Origin of the sequence: Pedobacter xixiisoli (assembly GCF_900215335.1) — a bacterium.
Taxonomy (GTDB): Bacteria; Bacteroidota; Bacteroidia; order Sphingobacteriales; family Sphingobacteriaceae; genus Pedobacter; species Pedobacter xixiisoli.
This window is the reverse complement of the sequence record NZ_OCMT01000001.1, coordinates 257,324-278,499: the sequence shown is the minus strand read 5'-3', so window position 1 is coordinate 278,499 and position 21,176 is coordinate 257,324. Positions and strand designations below refer to the sequence as shown.

The 21,176-nt window shown below is 37.3% G+C and carries 23 protein-coding genes and 4 tRNA genes; 18 read left to right on the top strand and 9 right to left on the bottom strand.

What is annotated here, in order from left to right:
• The first annotated feature begins 5 nt into the window (after nucleotides 1-5).
• From CRO54_RS01235 to CRO54_RS21400, 4 genes are read left to right on the top strand one after another with little or no spacing between them, the layout of a single operon-like run.
• Nucleotides 6-551: a GNAT family N-acetyltransferase gene (locus CRO54_RS01235; protein ID WP_097127766.1), complete on the top strand. Its 546-nt coding sequence runs from the start codon at nucleotides 6-8 to the stop codon at nucleotides 549-551.
• A 10-nt stretch (nucleotides 552-561) separates the two neighbouring features.
• Nucleotides 562-1,089 (top strand): hypothetical protein, encoded by a 528-nt coding sequence (locus CRO54_RS01230; protein WP_138765722.1) that lies wholly within the window; start codon nucleotides 562-564, stop codon nucleotides 1,087-1,089.
• Between the two features lie 10 nt (nucleotides 1,090-1,099).
• The gene (locus CRO54_RS21405) at nucleotides 1,100-1,348 is read left to right on the top strand and encodes a hypothetical protein (protein WP_240774986.1); all 249 of its coding nucleotides are present in this window, start codon (nucleotides 1,100-1,102) and stop codon (nucleotides 1,346-1,348) included.
• Between the two features lie 48 nt (nucleotides 1,349-1,396).
• Nucleotides 1,397-1,813: a HEAT repeat domain-containing protein gene (locus CRO54_RS21400; RefSeq protein WP_240774985.1), complete on the top strand. Its 417-nt coding sequence runs from the start codon at nucleotides 1,397-1,399 to the stop codon at nucleotides 1,811-1,813.
• Nucleotides 1,814-2,078: 265 nt separating this feature from the next.
• On the opposite strand, the gene trpA is transcribed toward CRO54_RS21400, so the two are convergent.
• From trpA to recR, 7 genes are all read right to left on the bottom strand, one after another.
• Entirely contained in the window at nucleotides 2,079-2,849 is a 771-nt protein-coding gene (trpA, locus tag CRO54_RS01220) for a tryptophan synthase subunit alpha (protein WP_097127762.1), read from the bottom strand.
• An 84-nt stretch (nucleotides 2,850-2,933) separates the two neighbouring features.
• A complete protein-coding gene (gene trpB / locus CRO54_RS01215; protein WP_097127759.1) occupies nucleotides 2,934-4,115 on the bottom strand; it encodes a tryptophan synthase subunit beta in 1,182 nt (393 codons plus the stop codon).
• Between the two features lie 23 nt (nucleotides 4,116-4,138).
• Nucleotides 4,139-4,777: a phosphoribosylanthranilate isomerase gene (locus tag CRO54_RS01210; protein ID WP_205943929.1), complete on the bottom strand. Its 639-nt coding sequence runs from the start codon at nucleotides 4,775-4,777 to the stop codon at nucleotides 4,139-4,141.
• Nucleotides 4,778-4,863: 86 nt separating this feature from the next.
• On the bottom strand, nucleotides 4,864-5,853 hold the full coding sequence (gene trpD, locus CRO54_RS01205) for an anthranilate phosphoribosyltransferase (protein WP_097127756.1): 990 nt from the start codon (nucleotides 5,851-5,853) through the stop codon (nucleotides 4,864-4,866).
• 243 nt (nucleotides 5,854-6,096) lie between these two features.
• Nucleotides 6,097-8,079 carry a tetratricopeptide repeat-containing sensor histidine kinase gene (locus tag CRO54_RS01200; protein ID WP_097127754.1) on the bottom strand — a complete coding sequence of 661 codons (1,983 nt, stop codon included), beginning with the start codon at nucleotides 8,077-8,079 and terminating at the stop codon, nucleotides 6,097-6,099.
• Nucleotides 8,079-8,894 (bottom strand): SDR family oxidoreductase, encoded by an 816-nt coding sequence (locus tag CRO54_RS01195; protein WP_097127752.1) that lies wholly within the window; start codon nucleotides 8,892-8,894, stop codon nucleotides 8,079-8,081. Before CRO54_RS01195 ends, CRO54_RS01200 begins: the two co-directional genes overlap by 1 nt.
• A 3-nt stretch (nucleotides 8,895-8,897) precedes the next feature.
• A complete protein-coding gene (gene recR, locus CRO54_RS01190; protein WP_097127749.1) occupies nucleotides 8,898-9,515 on the bottom strand; it encodes a recombination mediator RecR in 618 nt (205 codons plus the stop codon).
• A gap of 209 nt (nucleotides 9,516-9,724) precedes the next feature.
• On the opposite strand from recR, the gene CRO54_RS01185 reads away from it, so the two are divergent.
• From CRO54_RS01185 to CRO54_RS01175, 3 genes are all read left to right on the top strand, one after another.
• Nucleotides 9,725-11,233 (top strand): sodium:solute symporter, encoded by a 1,509-nt coding sequence (locus CRO54_RS01185; RefSeq protein ID WP_097127746.1) that lies wholly within the window; start codon nucleotides 9,725-9,727, stop codon nucleotides 11,231-11,233.
• Nucleotides 11,234-11,248: 15 nt separating this feature from the next.
• Complete coding sequence (locus CRO54_RS01180) at nucleotides 11,249-11,956, top strand: LOG family protein (protein ID WP_097127744.1); 708 nt, start codon at nucleotides 11,249-11,251, stop codon at nucleotides 11,954-11,956.
• Between the two features lie 252 nt (nucleotides 11,957-12,208).
• Nucleotides 12,209-12,703 carry a hypothetical protein gene (locus CRO54_RS01175; RefSeq protein ID WP_097127741.1) on the top strand — a complete coding sequence of 165 codons (495 nt, stop codon included), beginning with the start codon at nucleotides 12,209-12,211 and terminating at the stop codon, nucleotides 12,701-12,703.
• On the opposite strand, the gene CRO54_RS01170 is transcribed toward CRO54_RS01175, so the two are convergent.
• Both CRO54_RS01170 and CRO54_RS01165 read right to left on the bottom strand, forming a co-directional pair.
• The gene (locus CRO54_RS01170) at nucleotides 12,700-13,290 is read right to left on the bottom strand and encodes a DUF502 domain-containing protein (protein ID WP_097127738.1); all 591 of its coding nucleotides are present in this window, start codon (nucleotides 13,288-13,290) and stop codon (nucleotides 12,700-12,702) included. The genes CRO54_RS01175 and CRO54_RS01170 overlap by 4 nt on opposite strands.
• Nucleotides 13,291-13,399: 109 nt before the next feature.
• A complete protein-coding gene (locus CRO54_RS01165) occupies nucleotides 13,400-15,850 on the bottom strand; it encodes a bifunctional UDP-N-acetylmuramoyl-tripeptide:D-alanyl-D-alanine ligase/alanine racemase (RefSeq protein ID WP_097127736.1) in 2,451 nt (816 codons plus the stop codon).
• 172 nt (nucleotides 15,851-16,022) lie between these two features.
• Here CRO54_RS01165 and CRO54_RS01160 point away from each other — a divergent pair, with 172 nt between their 5' ends.
• The 11 genes from CRO54_RS01160 (at nucleotide 16,023) to CRO54_RS01110 (ending at nucleotide 21,175) form a co-directional block, all read left to right on the top strand.
• The gene (locus CRO54_RS01160) at nucleotides 16,023-16,502 is read left to right on the top strand and encodes a regulatory protein RecX (RefSeq protein WP_097129822.1); all 480 of its coding nucleotides are present in this window, start codon (nucleotides 16,023-16,025) and stop codon (nucleotides 16,500-16,502) included.
• A gap of 220 nt (nucleotides 16,503-16,722) precedes the next feature.
• Nucleotides 16,723-16,795 (top strand) — tRNA-Gly (locus CRO54_RS01155).
• Nucleotides 16,796-16,842: 47 nt separating this feature from the next.
• A tRNA-Leu gene (locus CRO54_RS01150) sits at nucleotides 16,843-16,927 on the top strand.
• Nucleotides 16,928-17,031: 104 nt separating this feature from the next.
• Nucleotides 17,032-17,104, top strand: a tRNA-Gly gene (locus CRO54_RS01145).
• A gap of 91 nt (nucleotides 17,105-17,195) precedes the next feature.
• Nucleotides 17,196-17,450, top strand: a complete 255-nt coding sequence (locus CRO54_RS01140) for a GIY-YIG nuclease family protein (protein WP_097127734.1) — start codon at nucleotides 17,196-17,198, stop codon at nucleotides 17,448-17,450.
• 169 nt (nucleotides 17,451-17,619) lie between these two features.
• A tRNA-Gly gene (locus CRO54_RS01135) sits at nucleotides 17,620-17,692 on the top strand.
• Between the two features lie 324 nt (nucleotides 17,693-18,016).
• Nucleotides 18,017-18,550, top strand: coding sequence for a GNAT family N-acetyltransferase (locus tag CRO54_RS01130; RefSeq protein WP_097127732.1), 534 nt, complete (start codon nucleotides 18,017-18,019; stop codon nucleotides 18,548-18,550).
• 5 nt (nucleotides 18,551-18,555) lie between these two features.
• Entirely contained in the window at nucleotides 18,556-19,281 is a 726-nt protein-coding gene (locus CRO54_RS01125; protein WP_097127730.1) for an AAA family ATPase, read from the top strand.
• A gap of 138 nt (nucleotides 19,282-19,419) precedes the next feature.
• The gene (locus CRO54_RS01120; protein ID WP_097127728.1) at nucleotides 19,420-20,016 is read left to right on the top strand and encodes a hypothetical protein; all 597 of its coding nucleotides are present in this window, start codon (nucleotides 19,420-19,422) and stop codon (nucleotides 20,014-20,016) included.
• A 15-nt stretch (nucleotides 20,017-20,031) separates the two neighbouring features.
• A complete protein-coding gene (locus tag CRO54_RS01115; RefSeq protein ID WP_097127726.1) occupies nucleotides 20,032-20,676 on the top strand; it encodes a suppressor of fused domain protein in 645 nt (214 codons plus the stop codon).
• Nucleotides 20,677-20,683: 7 nt separating this feature from the next.
• Nucleotides 20,684-21,175 carry a DUF6985 domain-containing protein gene (locus CRO54_RS01110; RefSeq protein ID WP_097127723.1) on the top strand — a complete coding sequence of 164 codons (492 nt, stop codon included), beginning with the start codon at nucleotides 20,684-20,686 and terminating at the stop codon, nucleotides 21,173-21,175.
• The last annotated feature ends 1 nt before the right edge of the window (nucleotide 21,176 follow it).

Below are 21,176 nucleotides of genomic sequence, written 5' to 3'. Positions count from 1 at the left end.
TTCATATGGCTCAGATTATTATTGAAACCGAACGCTTTTACATTAGACCTTTAGTAGCTGAAGATGCAGCGGGAATATTCGAATTGGATAGCAACACCAACGTGCATACTTATTTAGGAAACCATCCCATAAAAACCTTTGCGGAAGCTGAAAATACAATTCGACTAATTCAAAAACAATACGAGGATTTATGCATTGGCCGATGGGCAATCATCGAAAAGTCGACTGGTAATTTTGTGGGATGGACCGGCTTTAAGTTGATTACGGAATTAACCAATAATCATGTTAATTATCACGATTTAGGTTATCGATTAATAGAAAAATATTGGGGAAAGGGCGTAGCGACAGAAACCGCAAAGGCTTGTTTAAAATATGCTTTCGAAACACTAAAATTAGAAGTAGTTTATGGTATTTGTGATGTAGACAACATTGCTTCAAAAAACATATTACAAAAATGTGGTCTGCAAGTAATAGAAACCTTTAACTATGATAAAACCCCTCACTATTGGCTTCGTGTCTTTAAAGAGGAATGGGAAAAACAAAACAACTAACCATCTTTTTATGCCTCTAAAATCTAAATCTACGACGGTAATAATTGCCATCGCCATACCTGTTTGTATTATCGTTATTGCCTCATCTTTGGTAATTAGTAAATATTACCACAAGTTTAAAAAAGCAAAGGATACTGTTGTAGCTAAAACTCTAGCAGCCAACACTCCACAGTCCAAAGCTTATGAAGCTATGATGATCGACTTCTCTTCCATGTCTAACATGGCACAGGGTATTTTCCCATTAGACACTACCGAAGCTGGCAAGCAAAAATCCTTATCAGATCTTAAGGATATTGGAATTTATTACTGGAACAGAAGCTGGGAAGTATTAGAAGAGAGCAAAAAAAACATGGAGCTTACAATAGAAATGAAAACCACCATAAATCTCTGTCAAGAATACTGCGTCCTTAACAAAAAATATTATGAACTCATCTATAAAGCACTAGACGAAAAGACGGAAAAGTACTACGCTAAAATGGAGCTCTATGTGGACAGCGTTGATACTAAACTGAAAGAAATTAGAGCTAGGGAATACTAATTCAACTGAAATGGCATTCTACGATCTACCTAAAGATGAAAGGAATCAACTCGTTGCTGATATTAACAGAATCATCCTAGAAGAATTAACCAATGGAAAGACTACCCTCCTACTTTCCTATTTTTCAGATGAAGACACTTACATCAGAAAAACGACCTACATAGCTATTGGAAAAATTTTTCAATCAAATCAGAATTTATTGGCAGCTATTATTTCTTTAATAGAAAAGCTATGGAAACATGATGATTTTACAGTATAACAAACGGTAATCAATGCCGCCGGAGAAATTGGCAAAAAGAACTTTGAAGTGGTCCAACATTTCTTCGATAACGGTTTACTGGATGCTCATCACTCGGCAAGAAATGCAGTGATTGGTTCAGTTAAAAAGATGGGAGCAGTAAATCCAACACCGGTATTGACCTGGGTAGCAACTTATTTACATCATCCAGATAAAGAAATTAGAAGAGAAATTTGTCACGGTATTGAGTTGCGTGGCAGAAAATATCCTCAGGAGATCTTGCCTTTGTTACAACAATTAGAAAACGACCCTACTAAACGAGTAAGTAGCACTTTAGTTCATGTCATAGGTAAAATCGCTTATAAAAAAGGATGTTTGGCTACGGTAATTGCTCACCTTAAAACTTGTAAAAATAAAGATCTAGTCGAAAAAGCCATGCTGAAATTATTGATGTTCATGAAAGATACAAGGATTTTGCTGTGCTAACTCAGCAAGAAGCGGTAGATTATATCAATGAAAATTGACCTTGCTAACATCTGCTCTGGATTTGCATTGCCGACTAGCAGCATTACACAACTTTGTCATTCCGAGGTACTAGGAGTCGGTTATAAATCATAGTTAAATAGATTTCTCGTTCCTCGGAATGACAGTAGACATTGTAAAAAGGATTGCTTCGTAGTATCGAGTCGAAAGAAATAAAGATTACATCAAACCTATAAGGTTTCAAAAACCTTATAGGTCTAATAAAGTATTAGGATCTAAATTGCTTCATAAAAGTCTTAATACTTCCCTCTAAATTATTTCTATCGATATTTTTAACGAAAGCACTACCAATAATAGCACCACTTGCGTATTCATTAGCGGCGTCAAATGTTTCTCTATTCGAAATACCAAACCCTATCACAAATGGGTTTTTCAATTTCATATCCGCTATGCGTTTGAAATACGCTGCAGAGCTCTCAGAAACTGATAGATTACCACCAGTTGTTGCCGCAGAAGATACCAAATAAATAAAAGCATTACTCAATCCGTCAATCTTACGGATACGCTCTTCTGAAGTTTGAGGTGTCACCAAAAAGATATTACTTATGCCGTACTTTTTAAAGCTAGTTTGGTACATTTCCTCATATTCGTACATCGGTAAATCCGGAATGATACAACCATCTATGCCTACTTCTTGGCATCTTTTACAAAATTCTTCTACACCATATTGCAGCACCACATTTACGTAGCCCATTAATAAAATTGGAATACTTACTTTTTGGCGTAAATCTTTGAGCTTCTCAAATAAAATTGGCAAAGTCATCCCGCTATCTAAAGCTTTTTTACTGCTAGCTTGTATTACTGGTCCGTCAGCTACGGGGTCCGAATAGGGAAAACCAATTTCCAGAAAGTCAGCACCAGATTGTTCTAATGTTTCTGCAATTTTTAAGGTATCACCTAAGTTTGGATACCCCGCTGTATAATAGATAGAAAGCAAACCTTTCTGTTCTTTTTCAAATAATTGTTGAAGTCTGTTCATGACATTTCTTTGCCGTCATTGCGAGGCACGAAGCAATCTTGAAGCGATAGAGATTGCTTCGTGCCTCGCAATGACGATATTGCTTTATAAATTAAAATATTTCATATACGTTTCCATATCCTTATCGCCCCTGCCCGAAAGACAAACCACTACATTCTCTCCGCCTTTAAATTCCATTTTTTCAAGGTAAGCTAAAGCGTGTGCACTTTCAATTGCCGGAATAATTCCCTCGTACTGCGTTAAAAGCAAACCTGCCTGCAAAGCTTCGTCATCTGTGATAGAAGCGTACAATCCTCTGCCAGTTTTAAATAAATGGGCATGTTGTGGACCGATTCCAGGGTAATCCAATCCAGCTGAAACCGAATGTGGTTCCACCACCTGTCCATCTTCGGTTTGCATCAAAATACTTCTGCTACCATGCAACACCCCTTCTTTGCCTAAGGTAGTCGTCGCTGCAGAAAATCCGCTATCTACACCTTTACCTGCAGCTTCCACAGCAATCAATTTTACACTTTCATCATCAATAAAATGATAGAACATGCCCATGGCATTGCTACCACCGCCTACACAAGCCAATACATAATCAGCCAGTTCGCTACCAGTTTGTTCTTGCAGTTGCTTTTTAGTTTCGAAAGAGATAATAGATTGAAATTGAGCCACCATATCCGGATAAGGATGTGGACCAACTACAGAACCAATGATGTAATGTGTATCTACAGGATTCGCAATCCAATCTCTCATGGCTTCATTAGTTGCATCTTTCAAAGTTTTACTACCTGAAGTAGCTGGGACTACCTTGGCACCCAACATTTTCATGCGGGCCACATTCGGGGCTTGACGTTTGATATCTACTTCGCCCATATAAACCACACATTCTAAACCACGCAAAGCACAAACTGTAGCCGTTGCTACACCATGTTGCCCAGCACCAGTTTCCGCGATGATACGTTTTTTGCCTAACTTTTCTGCCAATAAAATCTGACCAATAGTGTTGTTAATTTTATGCGCTCCAGTATGGTTTAAGTCTTCTCTTTTTAAGAAAATATTTGCACCGTACTTTTCCGACAATCTTTTAGCCAAATACAATGGCGAAGGTCTTCCAACATAATCCTTTAATAAAGCTTTAAACTCTTGCTGGAATTGTTCGTCATCAATTACCGATTGATATTTTTGGCGCAGTTCTTCTACGTTTGGGTACAGCATTTCGGGGATGTAAGCACCTCCAAAATCACCATAATAACCTCTTTTGTCTACAAAATAATTCATGTTTTATTTTTTTTGCCGTTGGTTTAAACCAACGGTAATGAATTCAATTCTTTAAAAAATTCCTTCAATCTAGCTATATCTTTCAATCCAGGCTCTTGCTCAAATTTGCTATTGATATCTATAGCGTATAATCGTTCGTCTTTAATCGCTTTAATTTGTTCAACATGCCCTAAATCTATTCCACCACTCAAAAAGTAAGGTTTGCTCAGTTGATAGTTATTAAGCAATGTCCAATCGAAAACTTTACCTGAGCCGCCATGCGCTGGCGTTTGTGTATCGAACAGAAAATAATCTACCTCAGATCCGTAATCTTCCAACGCACTAAAATCAAAATCTGGATGGATGCCAAAAGCTTTGATCACCTCCACGCCTATTTGCTTCATTTCTTTACAATAGGATACATCTTCTTTTCCATGCAGCTGCACCGCTTTTAGATTGTGTTTAGTAACTAAAGCTTTTACAGTTTCCAAATCTTCATCTACAAAAACACCAACAGTTTTAATTTCTTGCGGTACGTATTTAATCAGTTCGGCAGAAACTTCACTAATGTATCTCGGCGATTTCTCATAGAAGATAAACCCCAAATAATTGGGCTGTAAATCGGCTACGGCAGCAATGTTAGCCGCATATTTCATTCCACAAACTTTGATTTTTGGTTTCATATCAATTTTTAACCACCTTAGACATCTCAGGTCACTTAAGCGCTTAGTAACTAAGATGTACTTAGGTTTCTAAGGTGGTAATTAATTTATCCGTTAACTAATTTCCTAAAGCTTCCCAATGCCTTTTTACTTAACAACGATTCTTCCGCTTCATAATAACAATCTGCAAAAGCTTTATCTTGCTTAATAGTTTGAATTGCCAATGCTGCGTTGCATAGCACAACATTTGTCTGTGCATCAGTAGCATTTCCTTCTAAAACATCCATAAATATTTTGGCAGACGATTCAATGGTATCTCCCCCTTGAATTTGTTTCTCTTCCAATTGCTCGAAACCTAAGTCAGCCACTTTCAATAAAGCTTCTCCTTTTTTAGTGAAGGTTTTAAAATCACAGGTTAACGAAACTTCATCAAAACCATCTACTGCGTGAACAATACTATAGTTTTTATCTGTTTGTTGATATAAGTAAGCATAAATACGAGCCAATTCTAAACTAAACACACCTACCATTTGGTTTTTCGGCTTCGCCGGATTACACATTGGCCCCAACATGTTGAAGAAAGTTTTTACGCCCAATTCCCTTCGGATGGGTGCTACGGTTTTCATCGCCGGATTGAACAAAGGTGCATGGATGAAGCAAATTCCCGCTTTATCTAAACTGCGTTTCAGTTCATTTTCTTGGTTAGTGAACGAATAGCCCAAATACTCCATTACGTTACTAGAACCACAGCCAGAAGATACCCCATAATTACCGTGTTTCGCCACTTGATGTCCGGCACCGGCCACTACAAATGAGGCCAAAGTAGAAATATTGAAGGTATCTTTTCCATCGCCACCAGTTCCGCAAAGATCTATCAATTCAAAGTCTGAGAAATCCACCTTTAGGCATAAATCCAACATCGCATCGCGAAAACCTTGGAGTTCCTCAACGGTGATATTTCTCATGCCATAAGCCGTAATAAAAGCAGCTATCTGCGAATGGTTAAACTCTCCCAAAGCAATTGAAGTTAATATTTTTTGGGCTTCAGCTCTACTAAAAGTTTTATTTTCAAATAAATGGTTAAGTATTTTTTTCATCTATTATTCTTTACGGTTGATGAGAGCTTCTCAAACAAGTTGATTCGGCTTCATCGTTGTATAACAAAAAAAGGTTGCCTCATCAGCAACCTTTCAAAATATTCTTATTAAAAAATAAACGTACAAAAGGTTACATCACGCTATTGCGTTATGCCACCACCAAATTGTATTTACGTTTACTTGTCTCATTCTGTAAGCAAATATGTGATTGTTTTTCTTTAAATGCAACACCGATGTTATTTTTTATGCAATCTTTTTTATAAAACCTTTCATAGTAAAAGAAAACGTTGCCCCCTTTCCTACTACACTTTCTACATTTAACTCGCCTTCATTGGCGATTACGAACTCTCTACAAATAATAAGCCCCAAGCTTGTTCCTTCCTCTGCTTTAGTACCTTTAGTTCCCGTTGCAGACAGTTCAAACAGCTTTTCAATTCTCGCTTGACTAATACCCACGCCATTATCCTTCACTTCAAACTTGATTTTATTTTTTCCTAAAGCTTCTGCTTTTAACTTTACTTCGCCATTTTCCTTTGTAAATTTTATAGCATTGGCAGTTAAATTTCTAATTACAAAATCAAAATGGTCGGCATCGGCGTAAAGGGTAATATCTTCTGGAATATCAACATCTATAGCAATATTCTTTTGCTCAGCAGCTTCCTGTAATAAGGCCAAATTTCTAATAATATTCGGCATTGGATTAAACTCTGAAGTATTTAATCGTACCCCTTTGATTTGCATCTGTCCCCATTTCAGCAGCTTATCCAAAATTTCTAAACTACTATCGCAGTGCAACATTAACTTATTCACAAGCTCGTGCTGGGTACGTTCATCTAATTCCTTATCATTTATCAAGCCCAAAATACTGATAGTAGAAACCAGCGGAGAACGAATGTCGTGAGCAATGATAGAAAAAAACTTGTCCTTAATATCGTTACTTTCTTCTAATTCGAGATTTGCTTTTCTTAATAATTTATTGAGATGTTTAGAACGAAAATAGTAAACCAGTGTAATAATGAGCACTAAAAAAGTACCCACAGCAACAGATAAAATGATGTAAGAAACAATCTGTTGCTCTTTACTCTCTACCGTCAGCTCGTTAAGTTGAGCCTTTGATTTCTCTAATTCATAAGCACTTTCTAGGCTAGCAACCTGCTTAGCCATATCTTTATAAAAAAATTGTTCGGCAATTTCATTGCGTTTTTCCCTAGAAGAAAGTGCTTTTGCTAAATTACCTTTGGCCTTATATAAATCTCCAATCTTATCTAAAGCAGCAATTTGTTGCCGATACATTTTATGCTCTTCAGCAATTTTTAAGGCCTGTGAAAGATAAAATAGCGCACTATCTGGTTGCTTCTTCACATACACTTGTGAAAGTTCTACGAGTGTAAACTGCTCACGAAGTACATTTTTTATTTTTCGAGTAAAAGCCAAAGCTTCCTTAAAAATCTTGATAGATTGCTCTTGCTTACCACTTCTAAAATAAACAGTACCTAATTGCAACAACAAACTTATTTTTAAGCCATTATACTCAACCTTATTACTTTTTGATAATCCTTTTTCGACATATTCAATGGCTTTTGCATACTCACCTTTTTGCGTGTACACATAACCGAAATTGATATACATATTTAGAGACAGATTGGATAACGGAATTTGCTTGTCTATTTCTTCCGCAATACGAAGGTTACTGAGTGCATTTTCGTACTCTCCCAAATTGTAATAGGTTTCGGCAAACACTACACGCCCCTCAAGCATTCCTAATTTGTGCTTGTTTTTTTCACTAATACTCAATGCATCCATGAAATAAGCAAGTGCCTTATCATAGTTTCCCTTACGTTTTTCTACCACTCCTAACCTTACGATAGTGGCAGCCAAACCTATGTCATCTCCCTGCTCGCGATAAATTGCCTCTGCTTGCAAATACTTTTCCCTCGATTCCCTATATCTCGTCGCATTATCTTCAATCATCCCAAATTGGTTTAGCAAAGCTGCTTTCCCCAGTTCATCTCCCTCTTCTTGCGCTCGTTTTAATCCTTCATTCACGTAAAACAAAGCCGAATCGGGATTGAGGTATCGATAGTATTTAATGATATTGATGTAATCCTTACTGTTATTCAACGTTTTGGGTAACTGCTGACCAAAAGCTTGAAGCAAGAAAAACTGATTTAGGAACAAAACTCCAAGCAAAGCAAAAATGGATGTCTTGTACTTTTTTATCTTCATTATTTTATCAGTGGATTCTTTTCTTTCGTAAAAAGTTCGAATACCTTTTTATCGGCAAATGCCGGAAATAATTTATTTACCCAAACTGCTAATTTGCCCTGACGAGTCATTACCAACGTTCTTTTTCGCTGTTCAATGCCGTCGCAAATACGTTGTGCCACTTCTTCGGCACTCATCATCTTACCCTCTTCCATACTGGTCTCTCCGTGTGCGTTACCGTCTTGAGACAATGCTGCAACTCGGATGTTTGATGTGGTAAAACCTGGGCAAGCCACCATTACATGAACGCCAGTTCTTAGCAGTTCAGTACGTAGACACTCCATAAATCCGTTCATGGCAAATTTAGAAGACGAATAGCCTGTGCGCCCCGGCAAACCACGATAGCCTGCAATAGAAGAAACTGCTACCACACTTCCACCAGTTTTTAAAATTTCTGGCAAAGCATATTTAGTGCAATATACTGTTCCCCAAAAATTCACATCCATCAGGTTTTTAAGTACTGCTAAATCTACATCATTAAATAAGGCACGCATAGATAAACCAGCGTTATTAATCAGGATATCTATCTTCCCAAAAGTTAACGTAGCTTGGTCAATTAATGATTTGCAATCTTCTTTTTTAGTTACATCAGCTTGGATAGCTAATGCCTTAACACTATATTTTTGCTGCAATTCTGCAGTAATTTCGCACAACGTTACATATTGACGAGCGCCCAATACCAAGTTGGCTCCACGCTTGGCCATTTCTTCAGCCAACGCTTTACCAATGCCAGAAGACGCCCCTGTAATTACAACAACTTTATCTTTCAAACTCATAATTTACTTCATTAAGGTATTTTCATAAGGTACGCGGGTAACAATAGACCTACCTAAAGTCACTTCGTCGGCATATTCCAATTCTCCGCCAAAGGCAATTCCTCTAGCAATAGTGGTAATAGGGATGTTAAAATCTTTCAGTTTTTTATGGAGATAGAATAAGGTAGTATCACCTTCCATATTAGCACTCAAAGCTAATATAATTTCTTTAACGTCAGCCTCTTTTACTCGTTCCACCAAGGTTTCAATATTTAAATCTGATGGTCCAACACCATCCATTGGAGAAATTAATCCTCCCAAAACATGGTAAACCCCAAAATATTGATTTGTATTTTCGATAGCCATTACATCGCGGGTATCTTCTACCACGCAAATTATCTCTTTTTCTCTCTTGACAGCCGCACAAATACTGCAGGTATCAAAATCAGAAATATTATGGCAAACCACGCAATTTTTGATTTCGCTTTTTAGTTTAATCAAGGTGTTTCCAAATTGCGCTACTTCGCTTTGGTCTTTGTTCAAAAGATGCAATACTAAGCGTAAGGCCGTCTTCTGACCAATTCCAGGTAACTTACCAAACTCATTCACCGCATCCTCTAGCAGCTTGGAAGAAAAATTCATGGTACAAATTTATTAGTTATTTGCCACAGATGCACAGATTATTTCTGGTCTTATCATATTAATTACAAATTAATTGCTAGACTCGGAGCAGGTTTATGGCAAAGCTAAAACTCAACTCCATTTATTTTTACTAACTTTTGCTGTTTTTAAAAACCAAGTTGCAAGTTTTAGCAAGTTTTTGCTACTTTTAGCAACTAATCAAATTATATATGAGTTCTACATTACTATTATGCTTTTTAGTGGGCTACTTTGGTCTTCTAATTACCATCGCATTTGCGACCTCAAAAAATTCATCCGACAATTCGACATTTTTCTTGGCAAACAAGAACTCAAAATGGTATTTAGTTGCTTTTGGCATGATCGGCACTGCCTTATCTGGTGTTACTTTCATATCAGTTCCAGGTGAAGTTGGTGCTCCTGGCGGTAATCAATTCCAGTATTTTCAGTTTGTACTGGGTAATGCAGTTGGTTTTATCATTATTGCCACAGTACTGCTACCACTGTATTATAGAATGAACCTCACCTCAATATATAGTTATATTGAACAACGTTTAGGCTTTTACAGCTATAAAACAGCAGCATTTATCTTCCTAATTAGTAGAACTTTAGGCTCGGCCACTAGATTGTATTTGGTAGTAATTGTATTGCAACGTTTTATTTTCGATAGTTATAACATTCCATTTTGGGTAACGGTATTGATTTCTTTAGGTTTAATTTGGTCGTACACCTTTAAAGGAGGGTTAAAAACAATCATCATTACCGATACACTTCAAACGTTTTTCTTAGTGCTTTCTGTGTTTCTAACCATTTATTTCATTTGCGACAGCTTAAACCTAAGCATTCCCCAAGCATTTGAAACCATTAAAAGCAGTAGCTATTCTAAAGTATTCTTTTTTGAGGATTTCCTGTCTAGTAAGTTTTACTTCAGTAAGCAATTTATCGGCGGTATTTTCGTAACCATCGCTATGACTGGGCTAGACCAAGATTTGATGCAAAAAAACCTGAGCATGAAAACCATTGGTGAAGCACAAAAGAACATGTTTACCTTTACAGGGATATTTGTAGTGCTAAATATTTTCTTCTTAAGCGTAGGTGCTTTGTTGTACATTTTCGCTACAAAAAATGGCATACAAATTCCTTTAGACCACGTTACGGGTAATCCTCGAACCGACCTTTTATTCCCAGAAATCGCGTTAAATCATTTAACCACCATTCCGGCAATTGTATTTATGTTGGGTTTAACCGCGGCAACTTTTGCTACTACAGATAGTGCTTTAACTGCTTTAACTACTTCTTTCTGTGTGGATTTCTTAGGTATGGGCAAAAAAGAAAATGCCAATAAACCAGACGCCGTTAAGAAAAGACACCTAGTTCACGTTGCTTTTTCGCTAATCATGTTCTTCGTAATCTTGGTGATCAACGCACTGAATAGTTCATCGGTAGTGAGTTTAATTTTCTTAATCGCATCCTACACTTATGGTCCATTATTAGGACTTTACTCGTTCGGTTTATTTGTAAAATCTCGTGGCTTACATGATAAACTTGTTCCTATTGTTTGCATCGTATCTCCTATTATATGTTATTTCTTTGCTAGTAATTCAAAAGAGCTTTTAGGAGGATATGTTTTTAGCGTAGAACTGATTTTAATAAACGGATTCATTACATTTATGGGATTATTGCTGATTTCGAAAAAAACGGACCAGCAAACTAGATTTTAATCCTAATATTAGTCTATGAACAGTGAAGAGAAGATAAGAAGTGCCTTTGCCAACAAGGATTGGCAAGAAATTAAAGTAACCGATAGCTGGCAGATTTTTAAAATCATGGCCGAATTTGTGGATGGTTTCGAAAAATTATCGAAAATTGGTCCTTGTGTGAGTATTTTTGGTTCGGCTAGAACAGCAGAAACCAATCCTTATTATCAATTGGCTGTACAGTGCGGACAATTATTAACCGAACGTGGGTATGGCGTAATTACAGGCGGTGGTCCAGGTATTATGGAAGCTGGTAACAAAGGGGCTCACCTAAATGGTGGTAAATCCGTTGGTTTAAATATTGATTTGCCTTTTGAGCAATTCCACAATAAGTATATTGAACCTAGTCGTTTGTTAACCTTCGATTATTTCTTTATACGCAAGGTAATGTTCATGAAGTATTCGCAAGGTTTTATTGTATTGCCTGGCGGTATGGGAACCATGGATGAGTTATTTGAAGCTTTAACGTTAATCCAAACTGGCAAAATTGCCCGTTTCCCAATTGTATTGGTAGGTTCCGATTATTGGGGAGGATTAGTAGATTGGATCAAAAACACGATGTTGGAGAAAGAACACAACATCCATGCAGAAGATTTGAACCTATTTAGATTGGTAGATACCGCAGAAGAAGCTGCTGAACATATCTTTAGGTTCTACGACAAATATGTACTAAAACCGAATTTCTAAGGAAATTAACTTTTAATAAGAGGGAGTGTGAGTTTATTCTTGCACTCCTTTTTTTGTTTGATGTAGCAAAAAACGGGACTTGCAAATCACAGTAGTAATTGCATTGCTTTTCTAAAAATTTGATTACATATATAGAAATCCAAACAACCTTAGAGATGCTACGTTCTGTAATATCAAAGTCAAGTAAGGGTTATAGATTTTTTTAATGTAACGTACGAGACTTTAATTCATCTAAACAGAAAAGCCTACATCATGGAAAAGGTAGTTACATGGACAAAGGGAGTATTTGATAGTTCTTACATGATATTTTGTAACGGACAAGTTTGTGGCAACCTTATTTTCGACACTTGGAATAATCACGCATTTGGTATCATGTCGCAAAAAAACTATCATTTCAGATGTAAAGGTTTTTCTGATATTACGACCACAATTTACGGTGACAACAATGTAGAACTAGGGGTGATTACCTTTCATCTTTGGCAATTTAGAGCAATTATAGCCTTAAAAGACCAAATTCCTTTTACATGGAATTATAGCAATAGCTGGTTGAGCAGCTGGAATTTAAGTAATCACAAAGACACACAAATGCACTTTAGGGCATCTTCTGGTTCGGGTACAATTAGCGGCGAAAACTTAGAAAATGAGTTAGCATTAATTGCTGGTCTCTACATCAAAGAATTCTTTTCTCGTATATTGGTAGCATTTATTGCCTTCGTTGCGATAATGGTTGCAGTGAGAGGTATTTAAATGTGGGTAACACCACCACTCACCACCAATTTCATTGCATCAGCAGCACTCATATTGAGTGGTTTAATTTTATCTTTCTTTACGATATAGATTTGCCCTGCGAACGAATAGGAAAATGGAAAATAGACGATCGCCTCATCCATCATACCTAGTTTGCTCAAATCATTTTGCGTTAAAAAACCTATACGTTTCATCTCACCCTCAGTTTCTACTATAACTGGATGATTAAACTTCTTTTCATCCCCAACAAAAGCTTCCGTAAGGTCTTTAATAGAGGTATAAATGAAATTGAAAAGCGGCAATTTATTTAACCAGCGCCTAAACCAACTATACATTGGCTCGGTAACGAAATAAGTAACGAAAATACCTGCCGCAAGGATAATGGCTAAAACCAACACCAAACCTAAACCTGGAATGTTACGACTTTCGCCAGTGTTGGGGTCTACACCTAGAATGTTATTGATATTTAACCAGCTATCTACCGTACTCACCGCCCAAACTACAATGAAAATACTAAGGGCAATGGGCATTACAATCAACAGGCCCTTAATCAAGTAATTCAACAAAGCTTTTCCAATCCTATTCATGCTGCAAAATTAATATTTTTAGTTTATTGGTTGTTTGGTTTGTTGGTTCTTTAGTTTTTAAGCATATGCCATCCAAATATCCAACAAACCAAACACCTAAACAGCTACGCTATTCGTAATAATAAACTCGCTTTACCCTTTGAGAAACATTAGTTAAAATCTCGTAAGGAATGGTGTGGATTTCCTTTGCCAAATCAACGATACTATGTTCTTCGTTGAAAACAATTACCTCATCTCCCACTGCTACATCTAAACCAGTAACATCAAGCATACACATGTCCATGCAAATGGAACCGACCGTCGGCACCAATTCCCCATCTACCAACATCTTTCCAACGCCATTACCAAAAGCACGGCTATAACCATCAGCATAACCTATTTTTACGGTAGCGATTTGTCCACCATTAGGCAAGCTACCTCTTCTTCCGTAGCCCACTGTTTCGTTAGGCTGTAATTGCTTAATTTGCGAGACAGTGGTTTTTAAAGCAGCTACAGTTTGTAATTCTCCCTTAGCCAATGCAGCATCGAAACCATACAGACCAATACCTACCCTTACCATATCAAATTGATAGTTTGGCCAGCGACTAATACCAGACGTATTCAACACATGTTTAATGGGCTGGTAAGCAAGTGACGAGGTCAAAACTCCGTACATCTCCTCGTATTTACTTACCTGCAATTTGGTAAACTCATCATGCTGTTCATCATCTGTAGCCACCAAATGTGTAAATATAGAAACCACTTTTAGTTTTTCAGTTTTTAATAGTGAGGCTAATTCTTTAATCTGTTGTAGTTCGAAACCCAAACGATGCATTCCCGTATCCAGTTTAATATGGATTGGAAAATGCGAAACCTGCTCTGGTAAAAAATGAAGAAAGCTTTGCAGCACTTCTAAACTGTAAATTTCTGGTTCTAATTGATATCGCAGCATCGCATCAAACGCAGATGGTTCTGGGCTCATCACCATAATTGGCAAGCTAATTCCTGCTTTACGCAAAGCGATGCCCTCATCTACATAGGCCACTGCCAAATAATCCACTTTGTGATATTGCAATAAATTAGCGATTTCGAAACTACCACTGCCATAAGAAAAGGCCTTAACCATAGCCATGGTTTTCACACCAGGAGCTAACTTAGCCTTATAAAACTGAAGATTAGCTAACAAAGCATTCAAATTCACTTCTAAAACCGTATCGTGTACCTTTTGAGCTAAACGTTTAACCACTTGTTCGAAACCGAATTTACGAGCGCCTTTTATCAAAATGGTTTCGTTATTAAAATTATGTTGACCAACTTGAGCTAAGAAATCTGAAGTATCGTTAAAAAAACTCTTTTCTATCTCAAACAAATGTTGATGAGCTGTAATCTGCTCCCCTATCCCAACCAAACGATTGATTTTTTTCTGCTTCAACAGAATCGAAATTTCTTGATACAGTTCATCTGCAGATTTTCCTGTTTCGTGTAAATCAGAAAGGATTAGCGTACGTTTGGCGTGCTGGTTCTGTTGATTTAAAAAATCTAAAGCAATACTTAGCGAAGAAATATCTGCGCTGTAACTGTCATCAATTAACGAACAATGATCAATGCCGTTAATCAATTGCAAACGCATGCCTACTTTAACCAATTTTGATAGTCGGAAGGCAGCTTCTTCTGTTTCGTAACCCATTGCCAACAAGGTTGCCCAACAAATCACGGTATTTTCAATTGCCGCAGCATCGGTAAAAGGGATGATTATACCAATCTGTTCCTCAGCGTATTCCGCCTTCAAAACAGTGTTCGTTCCTTCGTTTGACACTTCCAAGATCTGCAAATCTGCTGGTTGGCTAAAGCTCCATGTAAACTTTTGTTTACCAGGCAAGGCTACTTCTGCAAGAATATATTCTGGCGAATAAATGAAGGTTTGTACACCCTCAAAAAGTTGCAGCTTCTCTCTTAGTTTCTCTACTTTATTTGTAAAACCTTCATCGTGAGCCTCTCGGATGTTAGTTAATATACCGATACTAGGCTGAATAATTGATGCCAATTGTTTCATTTCTCCAGTGGTAGAAATACCAGCTTCGAAAATCCCTAAATTATGGCTATCGTTGATTTGCCAAACCGAAAGCGGCACACCTAGCTGAGAGTTATAGCTTTTTGGACTGCGTACTACATTATAATCTGCCGACAACAATTGATACAACCATTCTTTCACGATGGTTTTTCCGTTGCTACCAGTAATCCCTATCACTTCCAATTGGTGAGCTGAGCGATGATAAGTCGCTAATCGCTGCAAGGCAGATAATACATCACCTACCTTAATCCAATTTGTTTCTGGATATTTTTCATAATTGATATCTTCAGAAACCACGAAATTACGAATACCATTTTGATAGGCATTAGCAATGAATTGATGACCATTTCGCTGCGCTTTGATGGCAAAAAACAAAGCATTCGGAGCATTAATCAGCGTACGGCTGTCAATAACCAAGTTTTTTATCATTACCTCTTTATCAAATAAGACAACTTTCCCTCCTACAATTTCGGAAATTTGTTCAATGGTATAAGTATCCGCTTTAGACATGGCAATGATTGAATAATAGGGTTAATGAGATTTTTTTACGAATTTCAACAAATATTTATGAACCGTCCATGATTAAATGATAATTAGTTAAAAAATGAGTTATTATTTCATCATGATAAGGAACCGCCTACTGTAGGCAGGCATCTGGCAAGTAAAAATGTATAATGAGCAGATGAAATTAGAGCAAGAAAAGAAATACAATTACGATAAAAAAACCGCTTTGCAAAAGGCTGCCAATTGGTGCGCTTATCAGGAAAGGTCGCAGCAGGAAGTAAGAGATAAATTGTACGAATGGCAAATGAAGCCATTAGAGGTAGAAGAAATTATTTCTACGCTTATTTCAGAAAACTTTTTAAACGAAGAAAGATTTGCTTTCTCCTATGTTTCTGGCAAGTTCAAAATCAAAAAATGGGGAAAAATTAAAATTAAGCAGGGACTTAAATTAAAAAGAGTACCCGAACCTATCATTAAAAAAGCTTTAAATAGTATCGACGGAGATGAATATTTAGAGACTTTAAGCAGTTTACTGGAAAAAAAACAGCAAGCAGAGAAAGAAAAAAATGCAATCAAACGTCAATTTAATTTAGTGAACTATCTTTATGGTAAGGGTTACGAAAAGGATTTAATCTTTACTTTGCTAAAATCGTTATGATTTTTATATCGTACAATAAAAGGAAAACACTTGACCACATTATTGTTTTCACCAAAACGAAAATATATAAATATGAAAAACAATAAGTTAGCCTAAAAGGTTAATTTTTTATTAAATATTTCTTGGCAGAAACATAAATCTGCGTATATTTGCATCACCAAAACGAAACGGCATCTTAAAAATGTCAAAAGTTTTGAAAATATCGGATGATATTAACAATGCGAAAGTAGCTCAGTTGGTAGAGCACGACCTTGCCAAGGTCGGGGTCGCGAGTTCGAATCTCGTCTTTCGCTCTAAATACCTTCCTACCAGGGGGTGTTTATTAAAAGCGCTAAGCTTTGCTGAAGTGGTGGAACTGGTAGACACGCAGGACTTAAAATCCTGTGCCCTCAACAGGCGTGCGGGTTCGATTCCCGCCTTCAGTACAAACCTTCTTTTTCACTAAAGAAGGTTTTTTTTTCAAGTTATGGTGATAGTCACTTGAATTAAGATAATAAAATCACTAAAAACATCGGACGATGTTAAACATGCGAAAGTAGCTCAGTTGGTAGAGCACGACCTTGCCAAGGTCGGGGTCGCGAGTTCGAATCTCGTCTTTCGCTCTAAAAGCCTTCCTAACGGGAGGCTTTTTTTTTGCATTAGATAGGATCGTCCCGAGCAATCGGGATTTTTAGCTACATCATACCCCGCCTTATGTTTTACACCTACATCCTTCAATCAGAGAAAAGCGGAACGTTTTACGTTGGCCATACCGAAGATATGATTGCCAGACTCAACAGACACAACCAAGGTGCTGTGACCTCAACTAGGAACAAAGGCCCTTGGAAGATTGTTTACCTTGAAGAATTCGCGACAAAAATCGAAGCTAATAAACGTGAATTGGAAATCAAATCTAAAAAGAGCAGAAAGTATATTGAAGCACTGATTGCTCGCAGTAGAAAGGACTGACACGTCCCGACCTCAAAGTCGGGATGCCCTCAACAGGCGTGCGGGTTCGATTCCCGCCTTCAGTACAAACCTTCTTTTTCACTAAAGAAGGTTTTTTTTTCAAGTTATGGTGATAGTCACTTGAATTAAGATAATAAAATCACTAAAAACATCGGACGATGTTAAACATGCGAAAGTAGCTCAGTTGGTAGAGCACGACCTTGCCAAGGTCGGGGTCGCGAGTTCGAATCTCGTCTTTCGCTCTAAAAGCCTTCCTAACGGGAGGCTTTTTTTTGCATTAGATAGGATCGTGCTGAGCAATCGTGCAGACACAAATCCGTTCACCTGCCTTCATTCCCACGTAGGCGGGAATCTTAAAACGTTAACCAGGATATAAGACAATGCAAAAGTTGTTTCCACAAGATAGCAGCAATCGGGATCCCATCAACAAGAGTAAGTCTTAGGTTCTTCCTTCAGTACAGCAACCGTAGCTATCAGAAATGATGGCTTTTCCCTATCTTTACCTCTTAAATCTTCCTTAAGATAAACGAGCAAATCTCAGCGACGACCATCAACATCATAGTTAAATGAATTTCAACATACAACCTGTACTACAAGACGAAAAAGTATTACTTACGCCATTAGCAGAAGAAGATTTAGATGATTTATATACTGCTGCATCAGATCCTAAAATTTGGGAACAGCACCCAAATCCCGACCGCTGGAAAAAAGAAGTATTTAAGGGATTTTTTGAGGGAGCGATTAAAAGTAAAGGTGCTTTTAAGATTGTCGATAAACGTACAGGAAGCACTATAGGAACTACCCGATTTTACGACTACAATAAGCAGGGAGATAGTATTTTTATCGGTTACACTTTTTACAGTACATCCTACTGGGGCAAGGGCATCAACCCCTTGGTTAAAAACATTATGCTAGATTACATTTTCCAATTTGTTTCTAAAGTACATTTCCATATTGGAGCGAGTAACATTCGCTCGCAAATTGCGATTGGTAGAATTGGAGCCAAAAAAATTGCAGAGCAAGAAGTCAGCTACTATAACGAAGCTCCAAGATTAAACTTCGTGTATGAAATTGACAAAGAAACGTGGTCTAAAAACTAAGTAGTATGAACGTAACCGAGCTTTTAATTAATGACAAGGAACAGGTTTTACTTGAGGATGTATTCCTAAATCAAGCGAACAGATTAAAGTTGGCACAACTGCTAAAAGAGCATTACTATACTGACGAACTAACAAAATACGGACTGCCCTTAAACAACAAAATTTTGCTCCACGGCAGCTCTGGCTGTGGAAAAACAATGACTGCCAAAGCCATCGCAAAAGCACTAGGAAAAAACCTTTTTATCCTCGATTTAAGTAGTGTAATCAGCGCCCGAATTGGAGAAACCTCACAACATCTGAAGCAGGTTTTTGATAAAGTAGCTAAAGACAAAGCGGTCTTGTTTTTAGATGAATTTGACCAGATAGGAAAAGCAAGAGGAAGTGATGAGAAAGATGTTGGAGAAATGAGAAGATTGGTAAATACACTGATACAGCTAATGGATTATTTTTCTGAAAAAGCGTTATTAATCTGCGCCACCAATCATCCAGAAATTATTGATACAGCTTTAATTAGACGCTTTCAGTTGAAAATCGACTTTGAAATGCCTAATCAGCAAACTTTAGATAGTTATTACGAGCACATCTTGTCTCGATTTCCGAAAGAGTTCCAGTTGATTGAGCGAAAGTATGACATCTCATTTGCAGAGGCTAAAGATTACGCCCTAACGCTTGTTAAATCGAGGTTGATTAATACGCTAGAAGAAAAGAAAATACTCAGTGGCATAGAATAAAAGTGACAACCTAATCAACACCTAGATTCTAAAAGTTAAAATGCTGCAAACGTTTTCGCTCTAAAAACAGGCACGGAAATTGGTTAAAAAAATAGAAAATGAAATTTTTCTTATTAACGTTTTTCCAAGCCGTCTTACATGAGCAAAGTTTACAAATTTGATGAAGTACTGAATGATTTAATGGACTATTTCATTCTGGGCGATCCTGATTACTTATTAAATTATCAACGGGACCATAATTTACCAGAAGATCTATTAACTGAATTTACCACGAAAGCAACTGGCGACCAAGTGGTAGAAGACGGTATAATGGTTCCGCTGGCTGGTGTAGAAAATTACCCTTACATTATTTATTTTAACTTATCTAACCACACACCCGAATTACTTAAAGAAGGTAACAAACTACAAGTTAGGCAAGATGGATATTGCTTAAAAGTAGAAAACAACCAAATTTACCTGTTTACTATGCCTTACCTTAGGCAATTTACGGCCGACAAAGTAGAAACTTTAAAGAGAAACCGTACAGCCACAATTTCATTAGAAAATGGTTGGTACAGTGTAGAGGTACTAGGTGGAGAAACTATCCAAGAGATGGAGCTCACAGACAAAGATGGTCAGATTGCCAAGTATCAATATCTTGAGCCAACTTTTGAATTCATCATTACACCGAGCCCTATCAAGCCTAAATATACTGCAGATATTAGTTATTTTTTTAAGATCGAAACAAGCGAATAAATATAAAACTAAAACATGAACAAAGAAGATTATAAAAAGCAATTCACCGAAGACGACGCTGTTGGATGGCTTAGCATTGATGCCCAAGTTGATAAATTTTACCCCGCACAAGAACCACAACATTTTGGCACCCTGATTAAATATATGCTTGGTGGCGAAGATCCGCTAGATGGCATCAGTGTTTACGATAGCAATGCACAGGAACCACATCATCACTTTGTAAGCTATGGTTTTTCTGAGCTTTATTATGATGAAGAAAAAGCTGGCGGAGAATTTAGTAAATTCGGTTTCGAGCTAACTTTTAGGTTGAAGAAAGAAAACAACGACGAGTTTCATTGGGCGATGAACTTGATGCAGAACTTGGCTAAATACGTTTTTAAGTCTGGCAATTGGTTCGAAGAATTTCATTTTATTCCGGCAAATGGGCCCATTAAATTGGAGTCTAATACGGATATTACCGCTTTGGCATTTGTATTAGACCCTGAACTCGGAAAAATAGAGACACCGCATGGAGAAGTTTCCTTTTTACAAATGGTTGGACTAACAACGAGTGAGTATGAGCAGCTAAAGCAAAATCCTAAAACTACAGAAACAGAAAGGCTAATTGAAAAACTAAGGGAAAACAACCCACTTTTAATTACTGATTTGAACAGAAAATAGAACTTGTATGACAACACATTCATACTGGGGAGCTGTAGAAGAAGATTGGGATGGATTTTCTGCAGAACTTACATTTGCACATCCATTTTTTGGAGACCAGAGCGTTGAGATTTTTTTAGGTGAAGAATACGACGAAGATGGTGAGGAAATTGAAGAAGCACCAGATGGAAGTCGGTTAAATGCTTTTGCTACGAGCTATCAAAGTTTTCTAAATCATTTCGAAGTCCATCTCCAAAACATACAAATCAAAGCATTTGAACGATACCAGAAATTGTATGCGCATTATTATGAAAATCCGGAGAAATCTGGAGAACCTGCCCTGCAAATCAATGATATTGAAAAGCATAACGAGTACATCAAAGAAATCATGTACCTGAGGATATTAGAAGATGATACCATTAAACTTTCCATCCGCTACCAAATTGACACAGAACATGGTCTTGAGTTTCGATTTGAAAATGGAGCAATAGCTGCTGTTGGTGGAATTGCAGAGACCTAAA